23 protein-coding genes are annotated in these 26,316 nt (G+C 35.9%); 20 read left to right on the plus strand and 3 right to left on the minus strand.

What is annotated here, in order from left to right; all coding sequences use genetic code 11:
* Positions 1 to 54 precede the first annotated feature (54 nt).
* The 3 genes from RZ74_RS01415 (at position 55) to RZ74_RS01425 (ending at position 3,447) form a co-directional block, all read left to right on the plus strand.
* Entirely contained in the window at positions 55 to 1,671 is a 1,617-nt protein-coding gene (locus tag RZ74_RS01415) for a CTP synthase (protein ID WP_053949676.1), read from the plus strand.
* Between the two features lie 154 nt (positions 1,672 to 1,825).
* Entirely contained in the window at positions 1,826 to 3,100 is a 1,275-nt protein-coding gene (locus RZ74_RS01420; RefSeq protein WP_053949677.1) for a UDP-N-acetylglucosamine 1-carboxyvinyltransferase, read from the plus strand.
* Positions 3,101 to 3,201: 101 nt separating this feature from the next.
* Positions 3,202 to 3,447: a type B 50S ribosomal protein L31 gene (locus tag RZ74_RS01425; RefSeq protein WP_053949678.1), complete on the plus strand. Its 246-nt coding sequence runs from the start codon at positions 3,202 to 3,204 to the stop codon at positions 3,445 to 3,447.
* A gap of 50 nt (positions 3,448 to 3,497) precedes the next feature.
* Here RZ74_RS01425 and RZ74_RS01430 read toward each other — a convergent pair whose 3' ends face one another.
* Complete coding sequence (locus RZ74_RS01430) at positions 3,498 to 3,959, minus strand: low molecular weight protein-tyrosine-phosphatase (RefSeq protein WP_053949679.1); 462 nt, start codon at positions 3,957 to 3,959, stop codon at positions 3,498 to 3,500.
* Positions 3,960 to 4,153: 194 nt separating this feature from the next.
* Between RZ74_RS01430 and RZ74_RS01435 the strand changes: the two genes are divergently transcribed.
* The 5 genes from RZ74_RS01435 (at position 4,154) to RZ74_RS01455 (ending at position 9,095) form a co-directional block, all read left to right on the plus strand.
* On the plus strand, positions 4,154 to 5,524 hold the full coding sequence (locus RZ74_RS01435; RefSeq protein ID WP_053949680.1) for a UDP-N-acetylmuramoyl-tripeptide--D-alanyl-D-alanine ligase: 1,371 nt from the start codon (positions 4,154 to 4,156) through the stop codon (positions 5,522 to 5,524).
* Between the two features lie 158 nt (positions 5,525 to 5,682).
* Positions 5,683 to 7,218, plus strand: coding sequence for a degradosome RNA helicase CshA (locus tag RZ74_RS01440; protein ID WP_053949681.1), 1,536 nt, complete (start codon positions 5,683 to 5,685; stop codon positions 7,216 to 7,218).
* Positions 7,219 to 7,318: 100 nt separating this feature from the next.
* Positions 7,319 to 8,437: an alanine racemase gene (gene alr, locus RZ74_RS01445; RefSeq protein ID WP_053949682.1), complete on the plus strand. Its 1,119-nt coding sequence runs from the start codon at positions 7,319 to 7,321 to the stop codon at positions 8,435 to 8,437.
* A 19-nt stretch (positions 8,438 to 8,456) separates the two neighbouring features.
* The gene (locus RZ74_RS01450) at positions 8,457 to 8,681 is read left to right on the plus strand and encodes a hypothetical protein (RefSeq protein ID WP_053949683.1); all 225 of its coding nucleotides are present in this window, start codon (positions 8,457 to 8,459) and stop codon (positions 8,679 to 8,681) included.
* A gap of 60 nt (positions 8,682 to 8,741) precedes the next feature.
* A complete protein-coding gene (locus RZ74_RS01455; protein ID WP_053949684.1) occupies positions 8,742 to 9,095 on the plus strand; it encodes a type II toxin-antitoxin system PemK/MazF family toxin in 354 nt (117 codons plus the stop codon).
* Positions 9,096 to 9,152: 57 nt separating this feature from the next.
* Here the strand turns inward: RZ74_RS01455 and cbpA are convergent, their stop codons facing one another.
* Together cbpA and RZ74_RS01465 are read right to left on the minus strand one after the other, a co-directional pair.
* Complete coding sequence (gene cbpA, locus RZ74_RS01460) at positions 9,153 to 9,794, minus strand: cyclic di-AMP binding protein CbpA (protein WP_053949685.1); 642 nt, start codon at positions 9,792 to 9,794, stop codon at positions 9,153 to 9,155.
* A gap of 155 nt (positions 9,795 to 9,949) precedes the next feature.
* Entirely contained in the window at positions 9,950 to 10,900 is a 951-nt protein-coding gene (locus RZ74_RS01465; RefSeq protein ID WP_053949686.1) for an L-lactate dehydrogenase, read from the minus strand.
* Between the two features lie 188 nt (positions 10,901 to 11,088).
* Between RZ74_RS01465 and pth the strand changes: the two genes are divergently transcribed.
* The 12 genes from pth to lysS all read left to right on the plus strand — a co-directional run bounded on the left by pth (position 11,089) and on the right by lysS (position 25,776).
* Complete coding sequence (gene pth, locus RZ74_RS01470) at positions 11,089 to 11,646, plus strand: aminoacyl-tRNA hydrolase (RefSeq protein WP_053949687.1); 558 nt, start codon at positions 11,089 to 11,091, stop codon at positions 11,644 to 11,646.
* A 22-nt stretch (positions 11,647 to 11,668) separates the two neighbouring features.
* On the plus strand, positions 11,669 to 15,196 hold the full coding sequence (mfd, locus tag RZ74_RS01475; RefSeq protein WP_053949688.1) for a transcription-repair coupling factor: 3,528 nt from the start codon (positions 11,669 to 11,671) through the stop codon (positions 15,194 to 15,196).
* On the plus strand, positions 15,186 to 16,775 hold the full coding sequence (locus tag RZ74_RS01480; protein ID WP_053949689.1) for a putative polysaccharide biosynthesis protein: 1,590 nt from the start codon (positions 15,186 to 15,188) through the stop codon (positions 16,773 to 16,775). The genes mfd and RZ74_RS01480 overlap by 11 nt, the downstream gene beginning before the upstream one ends.
* On the plus strand, positions 16,762 to 17,034 hold the full coding sequence (locus RZ74_RS01485; RefSeq protein WP_053949690.1) for an RNA-binding S4 domain-containing protein: 273 nt from the start codon (positions 16,762 to 16,764) through the stop codon (positions 17,032 to 17,034). The genes RZ74_RS01480 and RZ74_RS01485 overlap by 14 nt, the downstream gene beginning before the upstream one ends.
* A 90-nt stretch (positions 17,035 to 17,124) precedes the next feature.
* Complete coding sequence (locus tag RZ74_RS01490; protein ID WP_053949691.1) at positions 17,125 to 17,502, plus strand: FtsB family cell division protein; 378 nt, start codon at positions 17,125 to 17,127, stop codon at positions 17,500 to 17,502.
* A 95-nt stretch (positions 17,503 to 17,597) separates the two neighbouring features.
* Positions 17,598 to 18,062, plus strand: a complete 465-nt coding sequence (locus RZ74_RS01495) for a S1 domain-containing RNA-binding protein (protein ID WP_053949692.1) — start codon at positions 17,598 to 17,600, stop codon at positions 18,060 to 18,062.
* A 73-nt stretch (positions 18,063 to 18,135) separates the two neighbouring features.
* Positions 18,136 to 19,500 carry a tRNA lysidine(34) synthetase TilS gene (gene tilS / locus RZ74_RS01500; RefSeq protein WP_053949693.1) on the plus strand — a complete coding sequence of 455 codons (1,365 nt, stop codon included), beginning with the start codon at positions 18,136 to 18,138 and terminating at the stop codon, positions 19,498 to 19,500.
* Between the two features lie 23 nt (positions 19,501 to 19,523).
* Positions 19,524 to 20,066 carry a hypoxanthine phosphoribosyltransferase gene (gene hpt, locus RZ74_RS01505; protein WP_053949694.1) on the plus strand — a complete coding sequence of 181 codons (543 nt, stop codon included), beginning with the start codon at positions 19,524 to 19,526 and terminating at the stop codon, positions 20,064 to 20,066.
* A gap of 117 nt (positions 20,067 to 20,183) precedes the next feature.
* Positions 20,184 to 22,166 carry an ATP-dependent zinc metalloprotease FtsH gene (ftsH, locus tag RZ74_RS01510; protein WP_053949695.1) on the plus strand — a complete coding sequence of 661 codons (1,983 nt, stop codon included), beginning with the start codon at positions 20,184 to 20,186 and terminating at the stop codon, positions 22,164 to 22,166.
* A gap of 64 nt (positions 22,167 to 22,230) precedes the next feature.
* Positions 22,231 to 23,115, plus strand: a complete 885-nt coding sequence (gene hslO / locus RZ74_RS01515) for an Hsp33 family molecular chaperone HslO (RefSeq protein WP_053949696.1) — start codon at positions 22,231 to 22,233, stop codon at positions 23,113 to 23,115.
* A gap of 75 nt (positions 23,116 to 23,190) precedes the next feature.
* Positions 23,191 to 24,201: a tRNA dihydrouridine synthase DusB gene (gene dusB / locus RZ74_RS01520; protein ID WP_053949697.1), complete on the plus strand. Its 1,011-nt coding sequence runs from the start codon at positions 23,191 to 23,193 to the stop codon at positions 24,199 to 24,201.
* Positions 24,202 to 24,285: 84 nt separating this feature from the next.
* Positions 24,286 to 25,776: a lysine--tRNA ligase gene (gene lysS, locus RZ74_RS01525; protein ID WP_187291389.1), complete on the plus strand. Its 1,491-nt coding sequence runs from the start codon at positions 24,286 to 24,288 to the stop codon at positions 25,774 to 25,776.
* Positions 25,777 to 26,316: the final 540 nt, after the last annotated feature.

The following is a 26,316-nucleotide window of genomic DNA, read 5'->3' on the forward strand; positions in this document are numbered from 1 at the left end:
TGAATAGGGAGTTTTTAATTTTTACCCTAATAGATTTTATGAGGAGTTTTACACATGACTAAATATGTTTTTGTTACTGGTGGGGTTGTTTCTTCACTAGGAAAAGGAATTGTTTCTGCATCACTAGGCCGTTTACTAAAGAACCGTGGTTTAAACGTAACCATTCAAAAGTTTGATCCATACGTAAACGTCGACCCAGGTACTATGAGTCCATACCAACACGGTGAAGTGTTCGTTACTAATGATGGTACTGAAACTGATCTTGATTTAGGTCACTACGAACGTTTTATCGATAATGACTTAAACAAATACTCAAATGTAACTACTGGTAAAATTTATTCAGAAGTTTTGAGAAAAGAACGTCGTGGTGATTACCTAGGTGCCACTGTTCAAGTTATCCCTCATATTACCGGAATGATTAAAGAAAAGATTATGCGTGCCGCTAAGGTATCAAACGCTGATATCGTTATTACTGAAATTGGTGGTACTGTTGGTGATATCGAATCACTTCCATTCTTAGAAGCTATTCGTCAAATGAAGAGTGAGGTAGGGGATGAAAACACATTCTACATCCACACTACTTTAATTCCTTACTTACGTGCTGCTGGTGAAATGAAGACTAAGCCAACACAACATTCTGTTAAAGAATTACGTGCAGTTGGTATTCAACCAAACCTATTGGTTGTTAGAACTGAACAAGATATTACTGATGCAATGAAGAGAAAGATTGCGCTATTCTGTGACGTTAAGCCAGAAGCAGTTGTTGAATCAAAGGATGCACCTACTCTATACACCATCCCATTGATGTTAGAAGCTCAAGGTATGGATCAACAAGTTGTTGACCACTTTGGTATTGACGCTCCTAAGGCTGACATGACTGAATGGAAAGCACTAGAACAAAAAGTACAAAACTTGAAGAACGAAGTAAACATTACTTTAGTTGGTAAATACGTTAAACTAAAGGATGCTTACATCTCAATTACTGAATCACTAGAACATGCTGGTTACCCAGTTGATGCTAAAGTGAACCTAAAGATGCTTAACTCAGAATTAGTTACTGAAGATAACGTTAACGAACTACTTGGTGATGCCGATGGTATTATCGTTCCTGGTGGTTTCGGGGACCGTGGTATCGAAGGTATGATTACTGCTGTTAAGTATGCTCGTGAAAACGATGTTCCTTACCTAGGTGTATGTTTAGGTATGCAAATCGCAAGTATCGAATTTGCTCGTGATGTATTAGGTTACAAAGACGCTAACACTACTGAAATTGATCCAGATACTCCACACAAGATTATCGATTTAATGGCTGACCAAGCTGATATCGATGGTATGGGTGGAACTCAACGTCTTGGTGCTTACCCATGTAAGCTAAAACCAGGTACTGTAACTGCTGCTGCCTACGACAACAAGACTGAAATTTCAGAACGTCACCGTCACCGTTACGAATACAACAATGAATACAGAGAAGAAATGGAAGCCCACGGACTAGTTATTGCTGGTACTTCACCAGATGATCACTTGGTTGAAGTTGTGGAAATTCCAACTAACAAGTTCTTCGTTGCTGCACAATACCATCCTGAATTCCTATCTCGTCCAACTAGACCAGAAGGTTTATTCAAGGCTTTCGTTGCTGCTTCATACGACCAACATGTTGAAAACAACAAATAATTAACAAAAAGACTAGGATAATTCCTGGTCTTTTTTAATTATTTGTTAAATCTAGGTTTATTTTTATGCAAAGTATTGTATTTTTAACTTTTATTATTTATGATGGTTATTGTTCACTGAAATCGGTGAAACTGTAAGCGAGGAATTTTAACTAATGAATAAAATGATAATAAAAGGCGGACATCGACTATCTGGTAGTGTCACAATTGGTGGAGCTAAAAATAGTACGGTAGCATTAATTCCAGCTGCCATTTTAGCAGATACAAAAGTCCAATTTGACATGGTCCCAAACATCTTAGATGTACATAATCTAATGGTGATTTTGGAATCAATGAATGTCTCATCAGATTTTGCCGATGGAATACTAAACGTCGACCCAACAAAAATAGTAGAAAGTGCTTTACCTAGTAAAGCAATTAAAAGTTTAAGAGCATCATATTACTTCATGGGAGCATTATTAGGCCGTTTTGGTCGTGCGAGAATTACGTTCCCAGGTGGTGACAACATTGGACCTAGACCAATTGATCAACACATTAAAGCTTTCCAAGCAATGGGAGCTAAGGTAGTTAATGACGGGGATGAAATCATTATTACTACTGATGAAAATGGCCTACATGGGGCACAAATTTTCTTAGATGTTGTATCAGTCGGGGCAACTATTAATGCTATTCTAGCTGCAGTTAAGGCTGATGGTCACACTGTAATTAGAAATGCTGCAAAAGAACCAGAAATTATTGATGTAGTTACATTTTTAAATAATATGGGGGCAAAGGTACGCGGTGCCGGAACTGATGTAATTAGAATTGAAGGGGTTGAATCTCTTCGTGCTAAGAACACCCACATTATTATTCCAGATCGAATTGAAGCTGGAACTTATTTGTCGATGGCAGCAGCCTATGGGGATGGTGTAACCATCAAAAATGTCATTCCAGAACATTTGGAATCATTTATCGCCAAGGTTCAAGAAATGGGTATCGATTTAGAAATTAATGAAGATAGCATTTATGTACCAAAGACAGATGAACTAAAAAACATTGAGATTAAGACAATGCCATATCCTGGTTTTGCCACTGATTTACAACAACCAATTACACCATTACTATTGATGGCCAAAGGGGATAGTACCATTATTGATACTATTTATCCTGAACGAACTAAGCATATCGAAGAATTGAAAAAGATGGGTGCTAAGATCAAATATGACCATGGTAATGGGACTATTATCGTTAGCCATACTGACAAGTTAGTCGGTTCTCAAATTGAGGCTGGTGAAATTCGTGCCGGAGCATCAGAAATGATTGCTGGTTTAATGGCTGAAGGAACTACAGTGATTGATAATGCTGATAACATTTTACGTGGTTACGATAACATTATTGATAAACTTACTAATCTTAATGCAGACGTTGAAATGGTACACAGTGAAAGTTAATTTTATGTTGAATTAACTCTTATTTAGTGTTAATATAATCAAGTCGACTAATCGATAATCTCTGAATCAACATATGATACAGGGCAAAGGAGCGATTTATAATGAAACAAGGAATTCATCCTGAATACCGCCAAGTGGTATTCCAAGATTCAAGTACTGGTTTTAAATTCATGGCTGGTTCAACTATGAGTTCAGCTGAAACTATCACAATGGATGATGGTAATGAATACCCATTAGTACGTCTTGAAATTTCTTCAGATTCTCACCCATTCTACACTGGACGTGAAAAGTTCACTCAAGCAGATGGTGCTGTGGATCGTTTCAACAAGAAATACGGTTTCAAGTAAAGATAAAAAAGAGATATCCAAGCGGATATCTCTTTTTTTGTGCTCATATCTTAAATGTTTAATACATAATCTAGCCATTTTGGCATGGCAGCGTTAATTTGGTTATATGTTAAAGCAAAATTACCTGTGTACCATGGGTCAGCGATAGCATCACCTTTTTGATTTTCCATAATATCTAGGCATAAGTGAATTTTATGAGCTTGATCTTTAGGACACCAGTGAAGGAGGTTTTTGATATTTTCATAATCCATTCCAATGATTAAATCATACTTGATGAAGTCACTGGATTCGATTTGACGAGAAGATTGTCCTTGATAACTAATATCTAAGTTATCTAATATTTTTCTGACCTCAGGGTGTGGCGGGTTGCCAATTTCTTCAGTGCTAGTTGCAGCAGAGTTTACTATCACTTCGTTTTCTAAATGTCTTTGCTTAATTAATTGATTGAAAATTGCTTGTGCCATTGCTGAACGACAAACATTTCCGTGGCAAACAAATAAGACTTTTTTCACAGTAGTCACATCCCCAAATATTTTATTCCATAAAATATATTAACAGTGTTTTATGGAATAGTTAATAGTTTTTATAAGTCTGCATTAAACATATATTATTAATTAATCAAGCCTGATTAAAACAATTTTGCGTTTCATGTTATAATATATGTAACACTAATTCGAAAAAAAGAAACATAGGAGAACGATTTAATATGAAAATGTCACTTACAGAAGTAAGTCGAGCAGTTGCTGCGCAAAATGATACTAGCGAATATGAAGAAAATGATATTACTAGTGTTGCTTTTGATAGCAGACAACTAGAAGAAGACGCATTATTTGTACCGTTAGTTAGTGAAAACGACGGCCATGATTATATTCAAAGTGCTATTAAAAATGGAGCTGTTGCTACATTCTGGCAAGCAGATCATGAAAATGTCCCAACTGATATTCCCGTCATTATCGTTAATAATACTTTGGAGGCACTTCAAATGCTTTCTCAATATTACTTAGCTAAGATTAATCCAAAGGTAGTTGCAATTACCGGAAGTAATGGTAAGACTACTACTAAGGATATGGTGGCATCAGTACTATCAACCCAATTTAACGTTACTAAGACTAATGCTAATTTTAACAACGAAATTGGGGTTCCAATGACGATTTTAGACATTGAACCTAACACAGAAATTCTAGTTGTTGAAATGGGGATGGATCGTCCGGGTCAGCTAGACTTATTAAGTCATTTAGTTGAACCAGATGTTGCTGCAGTTACTATGATTGGTGAAGCCCACATCGAATTCTTCGGTACTCGAGATAAGATTGCTGACGCTAAGATGGAAATCGTTAACGGACTAAAAGAAGATGGTATTTTCGTTTATAACGGGGATGAACCATTACTAGCACAACGTAGTGAAAACTTACCATTCACTAAAACATTTGGGCTAAGTGAAGATGATGATTTTACTGCATATGACATTACATCAACTCCACAAGCTACTAGTTTTAAAGTAAAACAAATCGAAGATACTGAATTTAAAATTCCAATGCTAGGTTCATACAACGTTAACAACGCTTTAGTAGCAATTGCGATTGGTTCATTATTCAGAATTCGTGAAGAAAATATGGCCAAAGCATTATTAGAAGTGGACCTTACTAATAACCGAACAGAATGGATTGAAGGAACTAAACACGAAAAGATTCTTTCAGACGTATATAATTCCAATCCTACAGCTGTTAAAGAAGTGTTGAAGGCATTTACTGCTGATAAGATTAACGGTCGTAAAATCGCTGTTTTAGGCGATATGTTGGAACTAGGTGATCAGTCTAGTCAATTGCACGCATCATTAGCGGATTCACTTAACCCTGATGAGGTGCAAAGTGTTTATTTAATTGGGGATGAAATTAAGGTTTTATATGATAAATTGGTGGATGTTTATCCAGCCCAAAATTTATTCTATTTTAAGGCTGACCAATTAGATGATTTATATGAACAATTGAACTCAGAAATCTATGAAGGTGACGAAGTTTTATTAAAGGCTAGTCATGGAATTCATTTGGAACAACTATTAGCTAAATTAACTGATTAATTAATTTGCTTAATTATGGTAAAAGAGTTATATTAGTTTAGTTACATTTTTTAGAACACGGAATTTTTTAATCAAGTCATTAGCGCACCAAAAGGAACGGATTCTTCCTTAGCTAGTGATGGTATTATTGAAAATGTTTCGTTTAGGAGGAAACATATTTGAAGTTTAGAGAATTAGGTCTATCAGAAGATCTATTAAAAGCGATTGAAGACAAGGGTTTTAAGGAAGCCACTCCAATCCAAGCAGAAACAATTCCTTTGACCTTACAAGGTAAGGATGTTTTGGGACAAGCACAAACAGGTACAGGTAAGACCGCCGCTTTTGCTCTTCCCATCATTGAACATGTTGATTTAGACAACCCTAATGTTCAAGCTTTAGTTATTTCACCAACTCGTGAATTAGCTATCCAAACACAAAGCGAAATTAGTCGCTTCGGAAAAGAAAAGGGCGTTAAGGCTGTATCAGTTTTTGGTGGTTCTGACATCAGAAGACAAATTCAAAGTTTAAAACGCCGTCCACAAATCGTGGTTGGTACTCCAGGTCGTTTATTAGATCACATTAACAGAAAGACTTTGAAATTAGATCATGTAAAGACATTAGTTTTAGATGAAGCTGATGACATGTTAGACATGGGATTCTTAGATGATATCGAAAGCATCATCAAGCAAGTTCCAGAAGACAGACAAACACTGCTATTCTCAGCAACTATGCCTGCTCAAATTAAGCGTGTTGGGGTTCAATTCATGAAAGACCCACAACAAGTTACTATCAAAGCCAAAGAATTAACCACTGATTTAGTTGATCAATACTACATCCGTGTAAAACAATTTGAAAAGTTTGATATCATGACTCGTTTCTTTGATATTCAAGCACCTAAGGTTACTATCGTATTCTGTCGTACTAAGCGTCGTGTTGATGAAGTTTCTAAAGGACTTCTATTACGCGGTTACCGTGCTGCCGGAATTCATGGTGATTTAACACAAAACCGTCGTTCACAAATCATGAAAGATTTCAAAAATGACAAGATTGACGTATTAGTTGCCACTGACGTTGCTGCCCGTGGAATTGATATTTCAAGTGTTACTCATGTTTATAACTATGACATTACTCAAGACTCAGAAAGTTACGTTCACAGAATTGGACGTACTGGACGTGCCGGACGTCATGGTGTTTCAATGACTTTTGTTGAACCAAACGAAACTAGTTACTTAAGAGATATCGAAAAGTTAACTAAGGTAAGAATGTTACCTCTAAAACCACCTTCGGCTGATGAAGCTCTAAAGGGTCAATTAGAAGTAGCTACTAAAGAAATTGGTTCACTAATTGAAAAGACTAAGATGGATGCCTTTGCTGATTCTGCTGATGAATTATTGTCACAATATGATGCAAAAGATTTAGTATCAGTATTACTAAGTAAGATGACTAGAAACCAAGTTAAGGTTCACATCTCTGCTGAAAAACCATTACCTAACAAGAACAAGCGTGGTCACGGTGGTGGCTATCGTGGAAACCGTGGTGGCGGTAACCATCGTCGTAATGGTGGCGGATACCGTGGAAACCGTGGTGGTGGAAATGGTAATAACCGTCGTCGTTACAGTGGTAACGGTAACCATAGAGATGATCATAAGAATGGTGGTCGTTCATCAAACGGTAAACGTCCTAACAAATCATTTACAATTAAAAACAAAGATTAATTAAAAAAAGCCATTGATATTGATATAGTCAATGGCTTTTTTGTACATAAAGACTTACAATGAAATAAATATTCCATTATTAATTGGAGGAAAGATTAATATGGTTGTAGGAAATCACAGAAATGCACAGATTTTAATTAGTGAAAGTGCTGTGCAACATAACATAAGACAAGAAAGAAAACGTTTAAAAGATTCAGACAGTTTATTTGTAGTCGTCAAAGCTAATGGATATGGTCATGGTGCTGTGAACATTGCTAAGATTGCTGAACAAGCGGGGGCAGATGGATTTTGCGTTGCTATTTTAGATGAAGCCTTGGAACTACGTGAAGCTGGAATTGAAAAACCATTACTAGTATTAGGGTTAACTGACGTTCAATATTCATCAATTATGGCTGAAAAGAATATTTCAGTTACCATTTCTTCTTTAGAATGGTTAAAAGAAGCAGATGCGTTATTAGAGCATCAAGGTTTACCAAAATTAAATGTGCATGTCGGTTTAGATACCGGAATGGGAAGAATCGGTTTCCAAACTAAAGAAGAATTTTCAGAAGTTGTAGATTACTTAAAATCTTCGCCAAATCTGAATTTTGAAGGTGTTTACACTCATTTTTCAAAGGCAGATTCTAAAGATGAAGAATATTTTAATTTGCAAGTTGAACGATTTAATGATTTAATTTCTGTTATAGATACATTACCTAAGTATGTACATGTGTCTAATTCTGCTACTAGTTTATGGCATGCTAGCTGCAATGGGAATATGATTCGCTTTGGGGTGGCAACATACGGATTAAATCCGTCAGGTGGAGAACTAAAAGAACCATTTGATTTAAAGCCAGCAATGAGCTTAACTAGTGAGGTTATTTATTGTAAAAAGATTGAAGCGGGTAGAGCTGTTGGCTATGGTGCTACATATGTAGCACCTGCTGCTGAATGGATTGGCACGGTTCCATTAGGTTATGCCGATGGAATCGTGAGAAAATTGCAAGGATTTAAACTATTGGTAAACGGTAAATTTTGTCCAATTGTCGGAAGGATTTGTATGGATCAGTTAATGATTCGTTTAGATGAACCTGTGCCAGTTGGAACTAAGGTTACAATTGTGGGTCAAGATGGTGGAGAAAATATTTCTTTGCAAGACATTGCCACATATTGTGATACAATTCATTATGAAGTAGCTTGCTTATTTACAAACAGACTCCCACGGATTATTGTCAAATAATGATTTTGAGGAGACCAAAATGCCAGCAAAGAATCAATTTATTTACTCAGTAAATCGCATTTCTGTTTTAAAAGCCAGTTCCAATCATACTTGTGATGACTTAAAATTAAGTCAAAGTAGGGTTGTGATTAGTCCGTGCTTTAACGATTATTTAATCGTTAAGGGACTAATTGCTGGATATACTGAAATGACCGAAATTAACCGTGAAATATCTGAAGAATTCACATTATGTGATGATCTTTAGAAGTATTACGATAGATTAGATCGTTTTTATGAAGTTAAGAATGGATAGGGGATGTTTACAATGGCTAACGTTGATATTAAACGTGGCGATGTGTTTTATGCTGACCTATCACCTGTTGTTGGTTCAGAACAAGGTGGGATGAGACCGGTATTGATTGTACAAAATAATATCGGTAACCACTATAGTCCGACCGTGATTGTAGCCGCAATTACTGCTAGAATTTCAAAACCAAAAATGCCTACTCATGTGGCAATTAGCGCTGATAAGACTAGAATCGAAAAAGATTCCGTCATCTTGTTAGAGCAAATTAGAACAATTGATAAGCAACGATTACATGATCGAGTTGATCATTTAAGTGATAAGTTTATGAAACGGGTAGACGAAGCGCTGAAATTAAGTGTGGGTGTTCAGTAATAATATACATAAAAAAAGGATGCGAATTATTCGCATCCTTTTTGTTTGGGATAATGATTATTTTTCGTCAGCTAAATCTTCAATTTCAGCAACTCTGAAACCTTTTCGTTCTAGAGCAGCAGTAATTCGTTTTAGTAACTCTAAATCAACATCTGCAGGGAGGGTGAACATAACTCTGTGAACTAGTTCGCCTTCTTGCGCGTCTAAACTGATAACGCTGGCAATTGCAGTGTACTTAGTAATGATCTTAGACATTGCTTCTAGATCACCACGATTACCTGGAGCTAAAACTGTGACTACATAACTACCAACATTGACATTCCATGATTGTGATAGCATATCCAATAATCGAGTATGAGTTAGAATACCATAAAAACGATTATTATCATCTAAAACTGAGATATATGGTAAGTCTTTGATTGAGAAGAAAATGTGGAAGAAAGCGGAGTTTACATTAATAAACTTAGTAGCATTCTTTAATAGTGTTGTAACAGGTTGTGACATATCACCACCTCGTGATTTGTGACGGTAGATATGCATTTTATAGATGTTACCTCTAAAAATGGTTCCAGTTTCATCTAGAATAGGGATACATCTGTATCCCGAATCTTCTAATGTTTTTAACGCTTCCTCTAATGAAACATTTTCGGAAACAGTAACTAAACTCCCTTTAGGCTTAACTAATGACTTCAAAAGCATATTAAAACCTCCCTTTTAATTATTAGAATTTTTCTCATAAACTAATTTTAACATAAAACTAAATTAATGTGTCGACAAATATCATTTAATTCAAAAGAAAAAGCCGAGGCGCAATGCACCTCGACTTAGTTAATCTAATTAATTTATTAATTAGATTATTTTAAAGCTTCCATACCCTTTTCGGCAGTTTCCTTTAAGGTCTTACCAGAAGCTTGCATTTTAGCTTTTTCTTCGTCACTTAGTGGAACTTCGATTACTTGTTTGATACCAGAAGCGTTAACTACGGCAGGTGTACCAATGTAAATATCGTTTAGACCATATTCACCATTAACTGGAGCACCAACAGGTAATACTGAGTTTTCATCACGTAAGATAGCACGAGAAATTCTCATTAGGGCAGTAGCAACACCGTAGAAAGTAGCACCTTTCTTGTTGATGATTGTGTATGCCTTATTTCTAGTTTCATCTTCTAATTGTAGTAAGTCATCTTTGCTTACGCCAGCATCTTTAGCAACGTCTAGTAATGGACGTGAACCAACAGTTGCTTCGTCAATAGCAGCAAATTCTGAGTCACCATGTTCACCCATGATGTAGGCGTTAACGTCAGCAGGGTTAATACCTAACTTCTTAGCAACAGCAACTTGGAAACGAGTAGTATCTAGTGAAGTACCAGAACCAACAACCTTTTCCTTTGGCCAACCTGAAAGTTTTTGAACACCGTAAGTTAAGATGTCAACTGGGTTAGCAGCAACTAAGAAAATGCCCTTAAATCCTGACTTAACAACTTCAGGAACGATTGATGAAAGAATCTTTAAGTTCTTTCCAACTAGATCTAGTCTAGTTTCACCTGGTTTTTGAGGTGCACCGGCAGTGATAACAACTAAGTCAGCATCTGCACAGTCACTGTAATCACCAGCGTAAATGTTCTTAGGAGCAGTAAATACTTGAGCATCTTCTAAGTCAAGTGCGTCTCCTTCGATACGATCTCTAATAATATCAACGATGACGAATTCTTCGCCTAGTCCTTGTTGCATCATTGCAAATGCGTATGAAGAACCAACGGCACCGTCACCAACTAAAACAACTTTTTGATGTTTTAAAGCCACAATAATCATCCCTTCAAAAACATATTTAAATCTACAACTGAATTATATCATTAATTTGGAAAATAGTAATTACAAAGCATGAAAAAATATCAGGTTTTTCCAGATTTCGATAGGTTTCACTTCGGATAATAGGGGCCAGACTATGATATAATTTACATATTATTGTTACGAAAAAGGAGCGTTTTTTTATGAAGATGATTGTGGGATTAGGAAATGTGGGACCACAATATAAAGAAACCAGACATAATACTGGTTTTATGGCAATCGATGCATTTGCTGAAAAACACGGAGTAGAGTTAAATACTCAAAAGATGGAAGCTAAAATTGGCACTACCACCATTAATGGTGAAAAAGTAATGTTAGTGGAACCACTTACTTTCATGAATGAATCAGGTCGTTCAGTCGGACCACTAATGAAATACTTTAAGTTAGATTTAAGTGACTTAATAGTAATATATGACGATATGGATTTACCTGTCGGCAAAATCAGATTAAGAACACACGGTTCAGCTGGTGGTCACAATGGAATTAAGAGTCTAATTGCGCACCTACAGACTGATAAGTTTAACAGAATCAAAGTGGGAACTGACCACCCAACTAACGAAAGTGTCGTTAACTATGTATTAGGTCAATTTACTAAGGATCAAAGAATTGATTTAGATCCTGCATTAGATCGTACTGTTGATGCAATCGAAGAATTTATTGATGGGGTCGACTTTAACAAGTTGGAAAACAAATATAATTAATTAATCAGAGGGGATAACGGTTTTGGAATTAAGTCAATTTTTTACACAATTACCACAGTTTGAAACAGTTGTAGAAGATTTACAGCCGAAGCATCGTCAACTAGTGACCGGATTATCTGGTTCAGCTAAGACAATGATGATTGTGGCTTTATTTAATGAAACTAAAAAGAATATCTTAATCGTGACAGATACGCTTTCCAGATGTGATGATATCGTAGAAGACTTGCAAAACGTTATTGCTGAAGATGATGTAATTGAGTTTCCAGTGGAAGAAGTTTTAGCAGCTGAGGTTGCTACTAGTTCACCTGAATATAAGGCTACTCGTGTGCAAACATTGGCGGCGTTGTTAGGGGATGAACCTAAAATTGTGGTGACTTCTGTTTCTGGAACCAAGCGTATTTTGCCATCAGTAGATGATTTTAAAGCTGCTAATTTAACGATTAAAGTTGAAGATGATATTGATTTAGATCAAGTTCGGAATCAGCTTTATCAAATGGGATACGTCCCAGAAAAAATGGTGGCAGCGCCGGGAGAATTTTCTTTCCGTGGATCAATTATTGATATTTATCCATTGAACTCAGATTATCCGGTGCGAATTGATTTATTTGATACTGAAGTGGATTCATTACGTTATTTTGACGTTTCCAACCAACGAAGTGTTGAAAATATCGAATCGATTAGTATTTTACCGGCAACAGATATGGTGTTAACTGCCAATCAAAAGGATGAAGCCATTAATAAGTTGTCTGATTTATTGGCAAAACGTCAACCTCAATTATCGGATGAAGAACAACAATTACGACTATCCAATACAGTCGAAGGACTTCTATCAGATGCGAGACAAGGTGTCATCACTCCTGATTGGTTAATGTATGCCAAATTAATTTATGATAACGAAACCACGATTTTTGATTATTTAGATCAAGAAGGAGTGGTCTTATTTGACGACTACAGCCGGATTTTAGAAAACAATCAACAATTAGTCGAAGAAGAACAAGCGTGGGCGGATGATAAGTTTGAACATGGTGAAATCGTTGCTAATGATTTATATACAGTTGATTTTAGAGAACATTTTCACCAAATTAAGCAAGCAGAAGTCTTATTATCATTATTTCAAAAGGGATTAGGAAACTTAAAACTCACCCAGTTAAATGATATTAAAGTGCGTCCAATGCAAAAATTCTTCGGTCAAATGCCATTGTTGAAGACTGAAATCGACCGTTGGCACAGACAAGATGATACCGTTGTTATTTTGGTAAAAGACAAAGCTAGAATGCAAAAGGTGACCCAAACGCTTGCTGATTTTGAAATTAAGGCAACGCAAACTAACGGTGATGAAATTCTAGAACACCAAGTGCAAGTTGTTAATGAACGATTAAAAAATGGTTTTGAATTACCAATCAAACAATTAGCGGTAATTACTGAATCAGAAATGTTTACGACCGTGCATAAAAAAAGAGCCCGTCGTCAAACCTTCTCTAATGCCGAAAGAATTAAGAGTTATACCGATTTAAAACCGGGTGATTACGTTGTTCATGCTAACCATGGGATTGGTAAGTATGAAGGTATGAAAACAATGGAAGTCGATGGTAAGCACCAAGACTACATGACCATTGCTTATCAAAATAATGCCAAGTTGTTTATTCCGGTTACGCAATTAAACTTAATTCAAAAATATGTTTCATCCGAAGATAAGCATCCGAGAGTTAATAAATTGGGTGGAAGTGAATGGCAAAAGACGAAGTCAAAAGTTCAAGGCAAGATTGAAGATATTGCCGATGACTTGATTGAACTTTATGCTAAACGTTCTAACCAACAAGGCTATGCTTTCCCTGAAGACGATGAATACCAAGAAGAATTCGAAGCAGCGTTTCCATATCAACCAACACCTGATCAAGTGAAGAGTTCAGAAGAAATTAAACGTGATATGCAACAACCACATCCGATGGATCGACTATTAGTTGGGGATGTTGGTTATGGAAAGACAGAGGTTGCCTTGCACGCTGCATTTAAAGCAGTCGAAGCAGGAAAACAAGTTGCCTTTTTAGTACCGACAACTGTTTTAGCTCAACAACACTATGAAACAATGGTCAATCGTTTTGAAGGATTCCCAGTCTCAGTAGCGGTGCTTTCAAGATTTAGAACTAAAAAACAAGTCGAAGAAACTAAAGCAGGTTTATTGGATGGTTCAATTGATATCGTTGTTGGAACGCATCGTTTATTATCAGATGATATTAAATTCGCTGATTTAGGACTATTAATGGTTGATGAAGAACAACGTTTTGGGGTTAAACACAAGGAAAAGATTAAGCAACTTCGTTCCAATGTTGACGTTTTAACCCTAACTGCAACACCAATTCCTAGAACATTGAATATGTCGATGATGGGAGTGCGTGATTTATCAGTTATCGAAACCCCACCAGCAAACCGTTATCCAATTCAAACTTATGTAATGGAAGAAAACGCCGGAGCAATTCGTGAAGGAATCACCCGTGAAATGCATCGTGGTGGACAAGTCTTCTTCATGCATAATCGTGTTTCAGATATTGAAGAAACGGTGATGAAGCTACAATCCTTGGTACCAGATGCACGAATTGGTTATATTCATGGTCAAATGACCGAAAACCAATTAGAAACAATTTTGTATGATTTTGTGAATGGTGAATATGATGTCTTAGTAACTACTACGATTATTGAAACCGGAGTTGATATTCCGAACGCGAATACATTATTCGTAGAGGATGCTGACCACATGGGATTATCTCAGTTGTATCAAATTCGTGGAAGAATTGGCCGTTCCAATCGAGTTGCCTATGCTTACTTTATGTATAAACCAAATAAGGTACTAACCGAAGTATCAGAAAATAGGTTGGAAGCAATTCGTGATTTCACTGAACTGGGATCCGGTTTTAAAATTGCGATGCGTGACTTATCATTACGTGGTGCCGGTAATTTATTAGGAAAGCAACAATCAGGATTTGTCGATTCAGTTGGGTATGATATGTATACCCAAATGCTAGCGGATGCCGTCGCCACAAAACGTGGTAAAAGAGCTGAACAACGAGTGGATACTACCGTTGAAGTTGATGTTGAAGCTTACCTACCTAGTGACTACATTGATGACTCACAACAAAAAATCGAATTGTATAAACGTATTCGTCAAATGCAAAATGATGATCAATACCGTGAATTACAATCTGATTTAATCGACCGTTTTGGTGATTATCCAACGGCAGTTGAAAACCTATTAACGATTAGTCGAATTAAAATGTATGCGGATGCTTCATTAATTGAAAAGATTCGCCAAGTACCAAAACAAATTGTAATTACACTATCGAGAATTGGAACAGAATTTTATGATAGTAAGCAAGTCTTAAAAGCCATTGCACAAACTAGTTTTAGATCAATGGTCGGGACTGCCAACGATAAAATGCAAATAACTTTGATTATTCAACCTAATATGGATGAACAAGAATGGTTAGCTGAATTAACTAAGTTTGTCGTGTCATTAGATAAAGAACATACAGGAAACTTAAACAATGAAAAATGAAAATAAATTAGCGATTATTATGAAGGGTGCGATGATTTTATCAATCGCATCTTTAATCAGTAAGGTCTTAAGTGCCGTTTATCGAGTGCCATTTCAAAACCTAGTAGGGAATGTGGGCTTCTATGTTTTCCAACAGGTTTATCCTATCTATGGAATTGGAATGGTGTTTGCGTTAAGTGGTATGCCAATGCTGATTTCACAAGTGATATCTGAACAAGACTCAATCGAACAGCAAAAAGGACTACTGCGCCAAATATTTATTATTTTGGCCGTCTTTGGGGTAGTCGTCTTTTTGGTTGCACAATTGAAAGCCACATCCATTGCGGCAATGATGGGCGACATTCGATTAGATAGTCTAATTCGTGCAGTTAGTTGGATGTTCTTAATGATGCCAATTCTTGCTTGTTTGCGAGGATACTTTCAGGCTACTTTAGTGATGAAACCAACGGCATACTCACAAGTGATTGAACAAATTATTCGAGTCGGTTTAATTATTTTAGCAGCGTACGTTGGGGTTCATCACGGCATTGATCCATATACAATTGGAACTTATGCGATGATTGCCACACCTTTATCTGAATTATTTTCAGTCGCAATCCTGGTTAAATACTACGTTAAAGATATTAAACGATTACCGAAAATCAAAGTGCTATCATATCGAGTATTATTCAAACGAATGGTATTTGAAGGTGGAACCATTTGTTTACTGTCATCTTTGATGGTACTAATGCAGTTAATTGATTCATTCACGGTCCGCAAAGGATTAATTATGAATGGATTATCGATGTTAGATTCACAGGTTGTTAAAGGAATTTATGATCGTGGCCAACCATTAGTTCAATTAGGTTTAGTGATTGCGACATCATTTGCTTCTGCAATCTTGCCGTCATTAAGTTTGGCATACAGAAAAAAGAAACTTAAATCATTTCATCATTTGGCATCTGAAATGCTACGCGTTAGTATGTTTTTAACTGTTGGTGTGGCTGTAGGGATGATTAGCCTAATGCCGCTGATTAATCGCTTATTGTTTAACAGTGTTCAACAGAATACAACAATTAGTATTTTCATGATTAGTGTGATTTTAACTACGATGATTACCATCTATAGTAGTATTTTGCAGAGTGCAAATCATTTTAAGGTTACGATTATATCGATTATAATTGGTTTAACAGTGAAGTTATTAATCACTCAGACGATGGTAATCTATATGGGAATTATCGGAGCAAGTATTTCAACGGTGGTTAGTTTATTGATTATGCTAATGTTTACCGTTAAATTTGCTCCAAAGACAATTGTTAATATCGAACAAAAATGGTTATTTATGTTTAAATTAGCCATCATGGCGATTGTGATGTTGGTAATTGAATTAGTATTAATGCAATTCTTAGGCCAATACGTATTTATCCGTAGTAGAAGATTACAAGCCATCATCTGGTTAGTATTATTTATCCCAGTTGGTGCCGCAGTATTTGGTGGACTAGCAATCAAGATGAAATTATTAACTTATCAAGAATGGCAGTCAGTCCCAGTAATAAATAAGTTTATAGATAAGTGGGGATTAAAGAATGAGATTAGATAAATTTTTGAAAATTTCAAGAATCATTAAAAGAAGAACAGTAGCAAAAGATATTGCTGATCAAGGTAGAATCACAGTTAATGACCGTGTTGCTAAATCATCATCAAACGTTGTCTCTAACGACATCTTGGTGATTAAATTTGGTAATAAAACTTTAACGGTTCAAGTAAACCAACTGTTTGAAACTACTAAAAAGGCAGATGCAGATAGAATGTATACTGTCTTGGATGAAAAGTATGAACGTGACTTTTCTGAAGAATAATTAAATTTACATTAAAAAAGCTAATTATTTGTTTATTTTTTTAAGGAATCAATTATACTAATAAATAGTAATTTGAGAGGAGGAATCGATATGGCTGTCAATAATGTTCATCATCTAGATAATCAATACACTAGAATGAAGCAGTCTAGACACAAAGAAATTCTAAAAAGTAGAAAAAAACGTGGAATTATCCTAGTGTCATCATTCCTCTTAGTATTTGCTGTGTTGGCGTTTCAAATTATTACAACGAAACAAAAGGTAAACAGCATGTCTGAACAGCAAGTACAGTCTCAACAAGAACTAAAGAAGAGTAAAGTTGATAACAAAAAGCTAAAAGAAAATATTAAGCAGTTACATGATAATGATTACATCCAAAAAATCATTCGTGAAAGATACTACTACACTAAGCCAGGAGAAACGGTATATAGCCTTCCTGGGGATGTTTCAAAAGATGTAACCCAAAATTAAAATGGTATGAAAAAATACCATTTTTTTTATACAATTATCATTTAAATGGTGCTATACTTAAATTACTAATCATTTCTAGGAGGAACATTTTTTTTATGGCAATTGAAGTTGGAGCAAAAGTTTCCGGCAAAGTATCAGGAATCACTAATTTTGGTGCTTTTGTTGATCTAGGCGAACACAAAACAGGATTGGTTCACATTAGTGAAATTTCTGATGGCTATATCAAAGAAATTAAAGATGTATTAAAGGTTGGCGACGACGTTAAGGTTAAGGTTTTAAGCGTAGGTGATGATGGTAAGATTGCACTATCAATCAGACAAGCTACTGATAAACCAGCACCAAAAGAAAAACCAGCAGCACAACCTAATAAGATGGCAAATAATCGTTCAACTCATGGTAAGTTTGGCGATAATCGTCATCACAATGACAACCATAAAAATAATAAAGCTAATTTCGATGACTTAATGGATAGTTTCCTAAAGGAAAGTGAAAGTCGTTTAGCAACAATCAAGAAGAATACAGAAGGTAAGCGCGGAGGCCGTGGCGGTCGTCGTAGCTAATCATAAAAAATGATTGGGGGAAACCTTAATCATTTTATTTTTACCTAAAAATATAAAAGGGGATGAGTTTGGGATGGTAAAACCAGAAAAATTGCAACAGCGCTTTAACTTGTATGTGAAAAATAAAAATTGGTTTACGCCCAAACAAACCGTTGTAATCGGAGTATCAGCTGGGGTGGATTCAATGAGTCTATTGAATCTAATGATGAATTTACCAGCCGAGAATAAACCACAGATTGTGGTCGCCCACGTTAATCATCAGTTGAGAGAAGTTAGTGATGAAGAAGAACAATATGTAAAAACTTTTTGTGATAATCATGGATTAACACTTAAGGTAGCTCATTGGGATATAGAAAATCATCCACAAAATGGCGTCGAAGAAGCTGCTCGTAAGTTTAGATACGACTTCTTTTTAGAAGTGTTGAAGAAATATCATGGGGATATCTTAATCACTGCGCATCATGAAAATGATCAAAGTGAAACGGTGTTGATGCGATTAATCCGTGGTACGTTTATCAATCATTTAAGCGGGATTAAATCAGTAAGAGACTTTCATGGTTATCAATTAGTGCGACCATTACTACATTTTAAAAAGCAAGAATTAAAACAATACGCTTTGGATAATGCAATTATATGGTATGAAGATGAGACCAATCAAGATTTAGCAATTACTAGAAATCGGATGCGACATCAACTAATACCACTAATTGAAAAAGAAAATCCGCAAGGAGTCGCCCATATTGCAGATTTTGCTGATCAAGTAGAATTGATGCAAAAGCAAAATGAGTATTTAATTAAGCAAATCATCAAACAAATTGATGATGAAAAAAGATACGATTTAAATCAATTTTTAAGTTATCCAGAGTATATTCAACAAGGGATAATTGATTTGATTTTAAATGAAAATGTTCCTAATCAATTTAATTTATCACTAATCAAACAAGTTATGCAGTTACTCAATAACCGAACTAAACCACAAGGTCAGGTTCAATTAGCACATAATTTTGTCATAAAAAAGCAATATAATTATTTTTTTGTCGAAAAAATAGTTAAAAAGCAAATATCAGGATTAAAAAATGAGTGTTTTGTGGTAACATTGAATCAATGGTATTCAGGTAATCATTTTAAGTGGATGCTTACTGATAAATCAGACTACCATGACGAATTAAACAAACGAGAGGCAACTATTTATCTGAGCGATGAACAGTTTCCAATCACTGTACAGCCCACCAAAAACGATGATAAAGTGACGCTAAAAGATGGTGGACATCAGATGGCTAAGCGCGTATTTATTAACGGCAAAGTACCGATTAAAGATCGAAAGCAGTCCCAAACATTGGTAGACAGTAGTGGGAAAATATTAGCTATCCTAGGTTATCGTGAATCAGTTTTTAGCGCGGATGTACAGAAGCAAAAATATGTATTAATAATTAAATAATAACGATGTGGAAGGAGCAGCTAATGAACAACGACATTCTAAAAACCTTGTATAGCAAAGAAGATATTCAAGATGCTTGTCGCAGATTAGGACAACAAATTACTTCAGACTATAAAGGTAAAAAGCCAATTGTAATAGGTGTATTAAAGGGTGCTATTTTCTTCATGACTGATGTTGTAAGAGAAATGGACGTATACATTGATATTGATTTTATCGATGTTTCAAGTTATCACGGAGGAACAGCATCTAGTGGTTCAATTGAACTTGTTAAAGATGTTGAGCTTGATGTGAAAGGCCGTGATGTTATCTTTATGGAAGATATCATTGATACTGGTCGTACTCTAAAATATCTAGAAGATCTATTAGCTGAACGTGGTGCTAAGTCAATCAAGGTATGTACTTTAATGGACAAACCAGAAGGACGAGTTGTTGATGCCAAGGCTGACTATGTTGGTCTAGAAGTACCAAATGAATTTGTTGTTGGATACGGATTAGATTATAAAGGGATGTACCGTAATCTTCCATATGTGGGTGTATTAAAGCCAGAAGTATATTCAGACAAATAAATGGAGTATTTGTTTCAAAAATGATAATATATGTTTCGTGCAATGTATTGAAGAAAGTGGCGGTCTCACCACGTGATTTTTAATACATAGACAAGCATTAAACACAGGAGGCAATTGATGCGTAATAACAACAAAGGATTATTCAAGAACAGCTTGTTTTACATTGTTTGTTTCTTGATAGTCTTGGGAGTTACCTTCTTTGTAACATCTAAGAACGGTCAACCTCAGACTCAAGATTTACAATCAAGCCAGTTTGTTCAAGAACTAAAAGATAATAAAATTAAGAGCTTCTCAATTCAACCAGAAGACGGTGTTTACACAGTTACTGGTGAATACAGAAAAGCACAAAGCGTTAAATCAGATTCTAACAGCAGCATTTTATTTACTGGTGCTAAGAGTGAAACTAAAGTTTCTTCATTCAAGACTAAGGTATTGAAGAACAATAGTACTATCAATGAAATCACAGAATATGCTAAGAAGAACGGCGTTAAGATGGGCGCTAAGGGTGCAGATACCGATGGTGGATTCTGGTCAAACCTAATCTTCTCGTTATTACCAATGTTAATTATCATCGTGTTCTTCTTTATTATGATGAACCAAATGGGTGGTAAGAACGGTAGTAAAGGTGGCATCATGGGTGTTGGTAAGTCAAAAGCTAAGCCAACTAAGAGTGATGTTAGATTTAGTGATGTTGCTGGTGAAGAAGAAGAAAAGCAAGAACTTGTTGAAGTTGTTGAATTTTTAAAAGATCCTAAGAAGTTCACTAAATTAGGAGCTAAAATTCCACATGGTGTCCTATTAGAAGGACCTCCAGGAACTGGTAAAACTTTACTAGCTAAAGCTGTTTCAGGTGAAGCAGGTGTACCATTCTACTCAATCTCTGGTTCTGACTTCGTTGAAATGTTCGTTGGGGTTGGTGCTAGTCGTGTTCGTGACTTATTTGAACAAGCTAAGAAAGATTCTCCAGCCATCATTTTCATCGATGAAATTGATGCTGTTGGTAGAAAACGTGGTAACGGTATGGGCGGTGGCCATGATGAAAGAGAACAAACATTGAACCAATTATTGGTTGAAATGGATGGTTTCTCAGGTAATGATGGCGTAATTGTAATTGCTGCTACTAACCGTGCTGACGTATTGGATCCTGCTTTAACTCGTCCAGGTCGTTTTGACCGTAAAGTGCTTGTTAGTTATCCAGACGTTAAAGGTAGAGAAGCAATTCTTAAGGTCCATGCTAAGAACAAGCCAATCGCTGATAACGTTGACTTACATGCAATTGCTCAACAAACTCCAGGTTTCGTTGGTGCTGATTTAGCTAACTTGTTAAACGAAGCTGCATTATTAGCTGCTAGAAGAAATAAGTCAGAAATTGGCCCAGCTGAACTTGATGAAGCTGAAGATAGAGTAATCGCTGGTCCTGCTAAGAAGGATAAAGCTGTAAGTAAGAGAGAAAGAAACATTGTTGCGAACCACGAAGCAGGACATGCTATTGTTGGTTTAGTATTAAACGATGCTCGTGTCGTTCATAAGGTAACTATCGTACCTCGTGGACGTGCCGGAGGATACGCAATTATGCTACCTAAAGAAGACCAATACTTCTTATCAAAGAAGAATGCAATGGAACAACTTGCTGGTTTAATGGGTGGTAGAACTGCTGAAGAAATCGTTTTCGACTCTCTAGATTCAGGTGCTTCTAATGACTTTGAACAAGCTACTAATCTAGCTCGTTCAATGGTTACTCAATACGGTATGAGTGAAAAACTAGGAACTGTTCAATTGGTTAACCCAAGTGATGACCCATACGCAAGAAGATACTCTGAAAAGACTGCCGCAATCATCGATGAAGAAATCAAACGCATTATCGATGAAGCTCATGGTCAAGCTCATGATATTATTGCACAACACCGTGAACAACATAAGGCAATTGCTGATGCATTACTTGAATACGAAACTCTAGACGAAAAGCAAATCTTAAGTCTATATCGTACAGGTAAAATGCCTGAAGAAGAAGAAACTAATGAAGATTCTTCTTTTGAAGAAAGCAAAGAAAAACTAGAACAAAAAGAAAACCAACATCAAGAAAACAATGATGAAGACTAACTAATAAAAGCGTGGGTTGAATTTATTTGACTCACGCTTTTTTAGGTGATTAGGAGGAATAAAATTGACTGATTATTTAACTAAAAGTGTAACTAAAGACGGAATGTTTAGAGCATATGCTATGGAAGCTACTGGTGTAGTGAGTGAAGCTCAAAAGGATCATCAAACATGGCCAGTATCATCTGCCGTATTAGGACGCTCATTGGTTGCTAGTTTATTACTATCAACTTCTGTCCTTAAGGGTAAAGAAACTATGACGGTTAAAATTCTAGGGGATGGACCTGCTGGTGGCATCGTGATTGATGCGGATGCCAATGGACACGTTAAAGGATACATTCATAACCCACGTGTTGATTTACCATTAAATGCCCACCATAAATTAGACGTAGGTGGAGCTGTTGGACAAGGTAGCCTAGAAGTAATGAAGAATCTAGGCGGGGATGAACCATACGTAAGTAACGTTCAATTAGTTTCAGGAGAAATTGGTGATGACTTTACTTTCTATCTTGCTCAATCGGAACAAATTCCATCTGCAGTAGGTGTTTCTGTTTATGTTAACGAAGATGGTACGATTGGTGCAGCCGGTGGATACTTAATTCAAGTATTACCAGGTGCATCCGAAGATGCGATTGCAAAGTTGGAAGAAAGATTAAAATCAATTCCGATGATTTCTGAATTATTCCTATCTAAACAAAAACCAGAAGATATTTTAAAATTAATTTTCGGTGAAGATAACATCGATATTTTACAAAACATGCCAGTTGAATTTAGATGTGATTGTTCAAAAGAAAAATTTGCTGAACGTATTTCAGGAATTAACGATGATGAAATTCAAGCGATGATTGATGAAGATCATGGTGCAAAAGTATTATGTAATTTCTGTCAAAGTGAATATAATTATACTGAAGACGATTTAAGAGCGCTTTTAAGTAGTAACAAAGATGAATAATTGAAGTTAGGTAGTTTATTAATTAGTGTGATATTATATTTATCATATTAGATGTGTTTAATAGAGGTGAATAAAATGGAATGGAAAATAGGAGACGTTAAGATTCCTAATCAAGTAGTTGTTGCGCCAATGGCTGGGGTAACAAACACTGCTTTTAGAATGATTTGTAAAGAATCTGGTGCCGGTCTAGTAGTCTGTGAAATGATTTCAGACCGTGGACTAATGCACAAAAACAAGAAGACCTTAAGTATGTTAGATATTGACCCTAAGGAACATCCAATGAGTATTCAAATCTTTGGTGGAACTAAGGAAACTTTAGTTGAAGGTGCGAAGTTTATCGATCAAGAAACTGAAGCAGATATTATTGATATCAACATGGGTTGTCCAGTAAACAAGGTAATTAGATCTGATTCAGGTTCAAAGTGGTTACTAGATCCAAACAAGGTATATGAAATGGTTTCATACGTTACTGATGCTGTTAAAAAGCCAGTTACTGTTAAGATGAGAACTGGTTGGGATGAAGACCACGTTTATGCTGTCCAAAATGCTTTGATGGCAGAAAAAGCGGGAGCATCTGCAATTGCTATGCATGGTCGTACTAGAAAACAAATGTACACCGGGGATGCTGATTGGAACGTTTTAAAACAAGTTGCTGATGCATTAACTATTCCTTTCATGGGTAATGGGGATGTTAGAACACCACAAGAAGCTAAGAAGATGTTAGACGAAGTTGGAGCTGATGCTGTTATGATTGGTCGTGCAGCAGAAGGGAATCCATGGATGCTAGAACAAACTAGACACTACTTAGAAACTGGTGAACTTTTAGAAGAACCTTCAGTGGATGAAAGAATCGAAACTGCTAAGGAACATCTACACCGTTTAGTAGGGGTTAAAGGTGACTTTACAGGTCCTCGTGAATTTAGGGGCCAAGCTGCATATTACCTAAAGGGAATTTCACATTCTGCTAGAGCTAAGGTAGCACTAAACAATGCAGAAACAGAACAAGAAATGATTGATATTTTCGACGAATTTGTTGAAAAAACACATAAAAGACAAGCAAAAAATGCAGATTTAAGTGAAATCTAATTTTTTGATATATTTTATGGTATTATGTAAATAGATATAATAATTTATTCTGATGGAGGTTTTACTGTGGCACAAGAAAAGCAAATGAATGACCAATTGCGAGTTCGTCGCCAAAAGATGAATGAATTACGAGAAGAAGGCGTAGATCCATTTGGTAGCCGTTTTGAACGTACTCATTTAGCTAAACAATTACACGATAACTACAAGGATTGCTCAAAAGAAGAGCTTGAAGAAAAAGATATTAAAGTAGTTATTGCAGGACGTATGGTTGCTAAACGTGGTAAAGGTAAGGTAGGTTTCGGTGATCTACAAGACCGTACTGGTAGAATTCAACTTTACGTAAGAAAAGATGAAGTTGGAGAAGATAACTATCACTTCTTCAAACGTGCCGATTTAGGTGATCATTTAGGAATTGAAGGGGACTTAATTAAGACTGACATGGGTGAACTAACAGTTAAAGCCACTCACGTTACTTTCTTATCAAAAGCACTTCGTCCATTACCTGATAAATACCATGGACTACAAAATAAAGAACAAAAATACCGTCAAAGATACTTGGATCTAATCTCTAACCAAGATAGTTTTGACCGTTTCCAAAAACGTAGCAAGATAATTTCAGCAATTAGAAATTATCTAGACAACGAAATGGATTGTACAGAAGTAGAAACACCAGTGCTACATAACCAAGCTGGTGGTGCTAGTGCACGTCCATTTATTACTCACCACAATGCATTGAACATTGATTTATACCTACGTATTGCGCTAGAACTTCACTTAAAACGACTAATCGTTGGTGGAATGGAAAGAGTATACGAAATTGGTAGAGTATTTAGAAATGAAGGGATGGACCAAAACCACAACCCAGAATTTACTGAACTAGAATCATACATTGCATACTTCGACTTCCATGATGTTATGGATGAAACAGAAGGTATCTTTAAGGCAGCTGCTAAAGTAGTTACTGATAATGGAATTATTTCATACCGAGGGGATGAAGTAGACTTCAACAAGCCATTTGAAAGATTACACATGGTAGATGCAATTAAAGCAGAAACTGGAATCGATTTCTGGCAAGAAATGAGTTTAGAAGAAGCAAGAAAACTTGCTGATAAACATCACATTCAATACCAAGACTTCTGGACTGTTGGACACATCATTAACGAATTCTTCGAAGAAAAAGTACAACCTAAGATTACCAACCCAACATTCATCTACGGTCATCCGGTAGAAATTTCTCCATTGGCTAAGAAGAATGCAGAAGATGGGCGTTTTACTGATCGTTTTGAATTGTATGTAGAAGGAATGGAATACGCTAATGCCTTCTCTGAATTAAACGATCCAATCGATCAAAAAGAAAGATTTGAAGCACAAGCTGCAGAAAAAGCAAACGGTAACGATGAAGCTCAACCTGTTGACTTAGACTATGTTGAAGCTCTTGAATACGGTATGCCACCAACTGGTGGATTAGGTATCGGTATTGACCGTCTTGTAATGTTATTAACTGATGCAGAATCAATTAGAGATGTTCTATTGTTCCCAACTATGAGACCAGAAGACAACTCTGTAGAAAAATAAATATTTTAAAAAGAACTTTAAAGATTGAATTTCAATTTTTAAAGTTCTTTTTTTGTAAAATCGGTTGACGATGTTCCACAAAATTGATACTATATTAAATGTTGTTTGAAAAAACAAAACGAAAAAAATAAATATAAAAACATGTTGACTTTATAGTCATTAGATGGCATAATATTTATTGTTGTCGTTAAGGAAAACGACTCATCAAGTTAATAAAAAAGTTGTTGACTATGTTTCACAACTTTGCTATACTTAATAGGTCGTCAGAAAAGACAAATTGGTAGATCTTTGAAAACTGAACAAGATTGATAATCGATGATGTGTAAGGAATCTTACAACGAAGTTTGTAAGAATTAAACATTGCGAAGTCAATTCGCTTATAAAATAACAATTTATTCAGAAGAGCTAAGTTAAGCTTTTCATCTTAAGATGAGAGTTTGATCCTGGCTCAGGACGAACGCTGGCGGCGTGCCTAATACATGCAAGTCGAACGAGCTCTCCCAAATTGATTTTATGCTTGCATAAATGATTTTTGGATTT

Origin of the sequence: Apilactobacillus apinorum (assembly GCF_001281175.1) — a bacterium.
GTDB classification, from domain to species: domain Bacteria; phylum Bacillota; class Bacilli; order Lactobacillales; family Lactobacillaceae; genus Apilactobacillus; species Apilactobacillus apinorum.

Excerpts from the sequence above, each read along its gene's own strand:
- RZ74_RS01415 (WP_053949676.1), top strand. The coding sequence starts at position 55 with ATGACTAAATATGTTTTTGTTACTGGTGGGGTTGTTTCTTCACTAGGA.
- RZ74_RS01420 (WP_053949677.1), top strand. The coding sequence starts at position 1,826 with ATGAATAAAATGATAATAAAAGGCGGACATCGACTATCTGGTAGTGTC.
- RZ74_RS01425 (WP_053949678.1), top strand. The coding sequence starts at position 3,202 with ATGAAACAAGGAATTCATCCTGAATACCGCCAAGTGGTATTCCAAGAT.
- RZ74_RS01435 (WP_053949680.1), top strand. The coding sequence starts at position 4,154 with ATGAAAATGTCACTTACAGAAGTAAGTCGAGCAGTTGCTGCGCAAAAT.
- alr (WP_053949682.1), top strand. The coding sequence starts at position 7,319 with ATGGTTGTAGGAAATCACAGAAATGCACAGATTTTAATTAGTGAAAGT.
- RZ74_RS01450 (WP_053949683.1), top strand. The coding sequence starts at position 8,457 with ATGCCAGCAAAGAATCAATTTATTTACTCAGTAAATCGCATTTCTGTT.
- RZ74_RS01455 (WP_053949684.1), top strand. The coding sequence starts at position 8,742 with ATGGCTAACGTTGATATTAAACGTGGCGATGTGTTTTATGCTGACCTA.
- cbpA (WP_053949685.1), bottom strand. The coding sequence starts at position 9,794 with ATGCTTTTGAAGTCATTAGTTAAGCCTAAAGGGAGTTTAGTTACTGTT.
- pth (WP_053949687.1), top strand. The coding sequence starts at position 11,089 with ATGAAGATGATTGTGGGATTAGGAAATGTGGGACCACAATATAAAGAA.
- RZ74_RS01480 (WP_053949689.1), top strand. The coding sequence starts at position 15,186 with ATGAAAAATGAAAATAAATTAGCGATTATTATGAAGGGTGCGATGATT.
- RZ74_RS01485 (WP_053949690.1), top strand. The coding sequence starts at position 16,762 with ATGAGATTAGATAAATTTTTGAAAATTTCAAGAATCATTAAAAGAAGA.
- RZ74_RS01490 (WP_053949691.1), top strand. The coding sequence starts at position 17,125 with ATGGCTGTCAATAATGTTCATCATCTAGATAATCAATACACTAGAATG.
- RZ74_RS01495 (WP_053949692.1), top strand. The coding sequence starts at position 17,598 with ATGGCAATTGAAGTTGGAGCAAAAGTTTCCGGCAAAGTATCAGGAATC.
- tilS (WP_053949693.1), top strand. The coding sequence starts at position 18,136 with ATGGTAAAACCAGAAAAATTGCAACAGCGCTTTAACTTGTATGTGAAA.
- hpt (WP_053949694.1), top strand. The coding sequence starts at position 19,524 with ATGAACAACGACATTCTAAAAACCTTGTATAGCAAAGAAGATATTCAA.
- ftsH (WP_053949695.1), top strand. The coding sequence starts at position 20,184 with ATGCGTAATAACAACAAAGGATTATTCAAGAACAGCTTGTTTTACATT.
- dusB (WP_053949697.1), top strand. The coding sequence starts at position 23,191 with ATGGAATGGAAAATAGGAGACGTTAAGATTCCTAATCAAGTAGTTGTT.
- lysS (WP_187291389.1), top strand. The coding sequence starts at position 24,286 with ATGAATGACCAATTGCGAGTTCGTCGCCAAAAGATGAATGAATTACGA.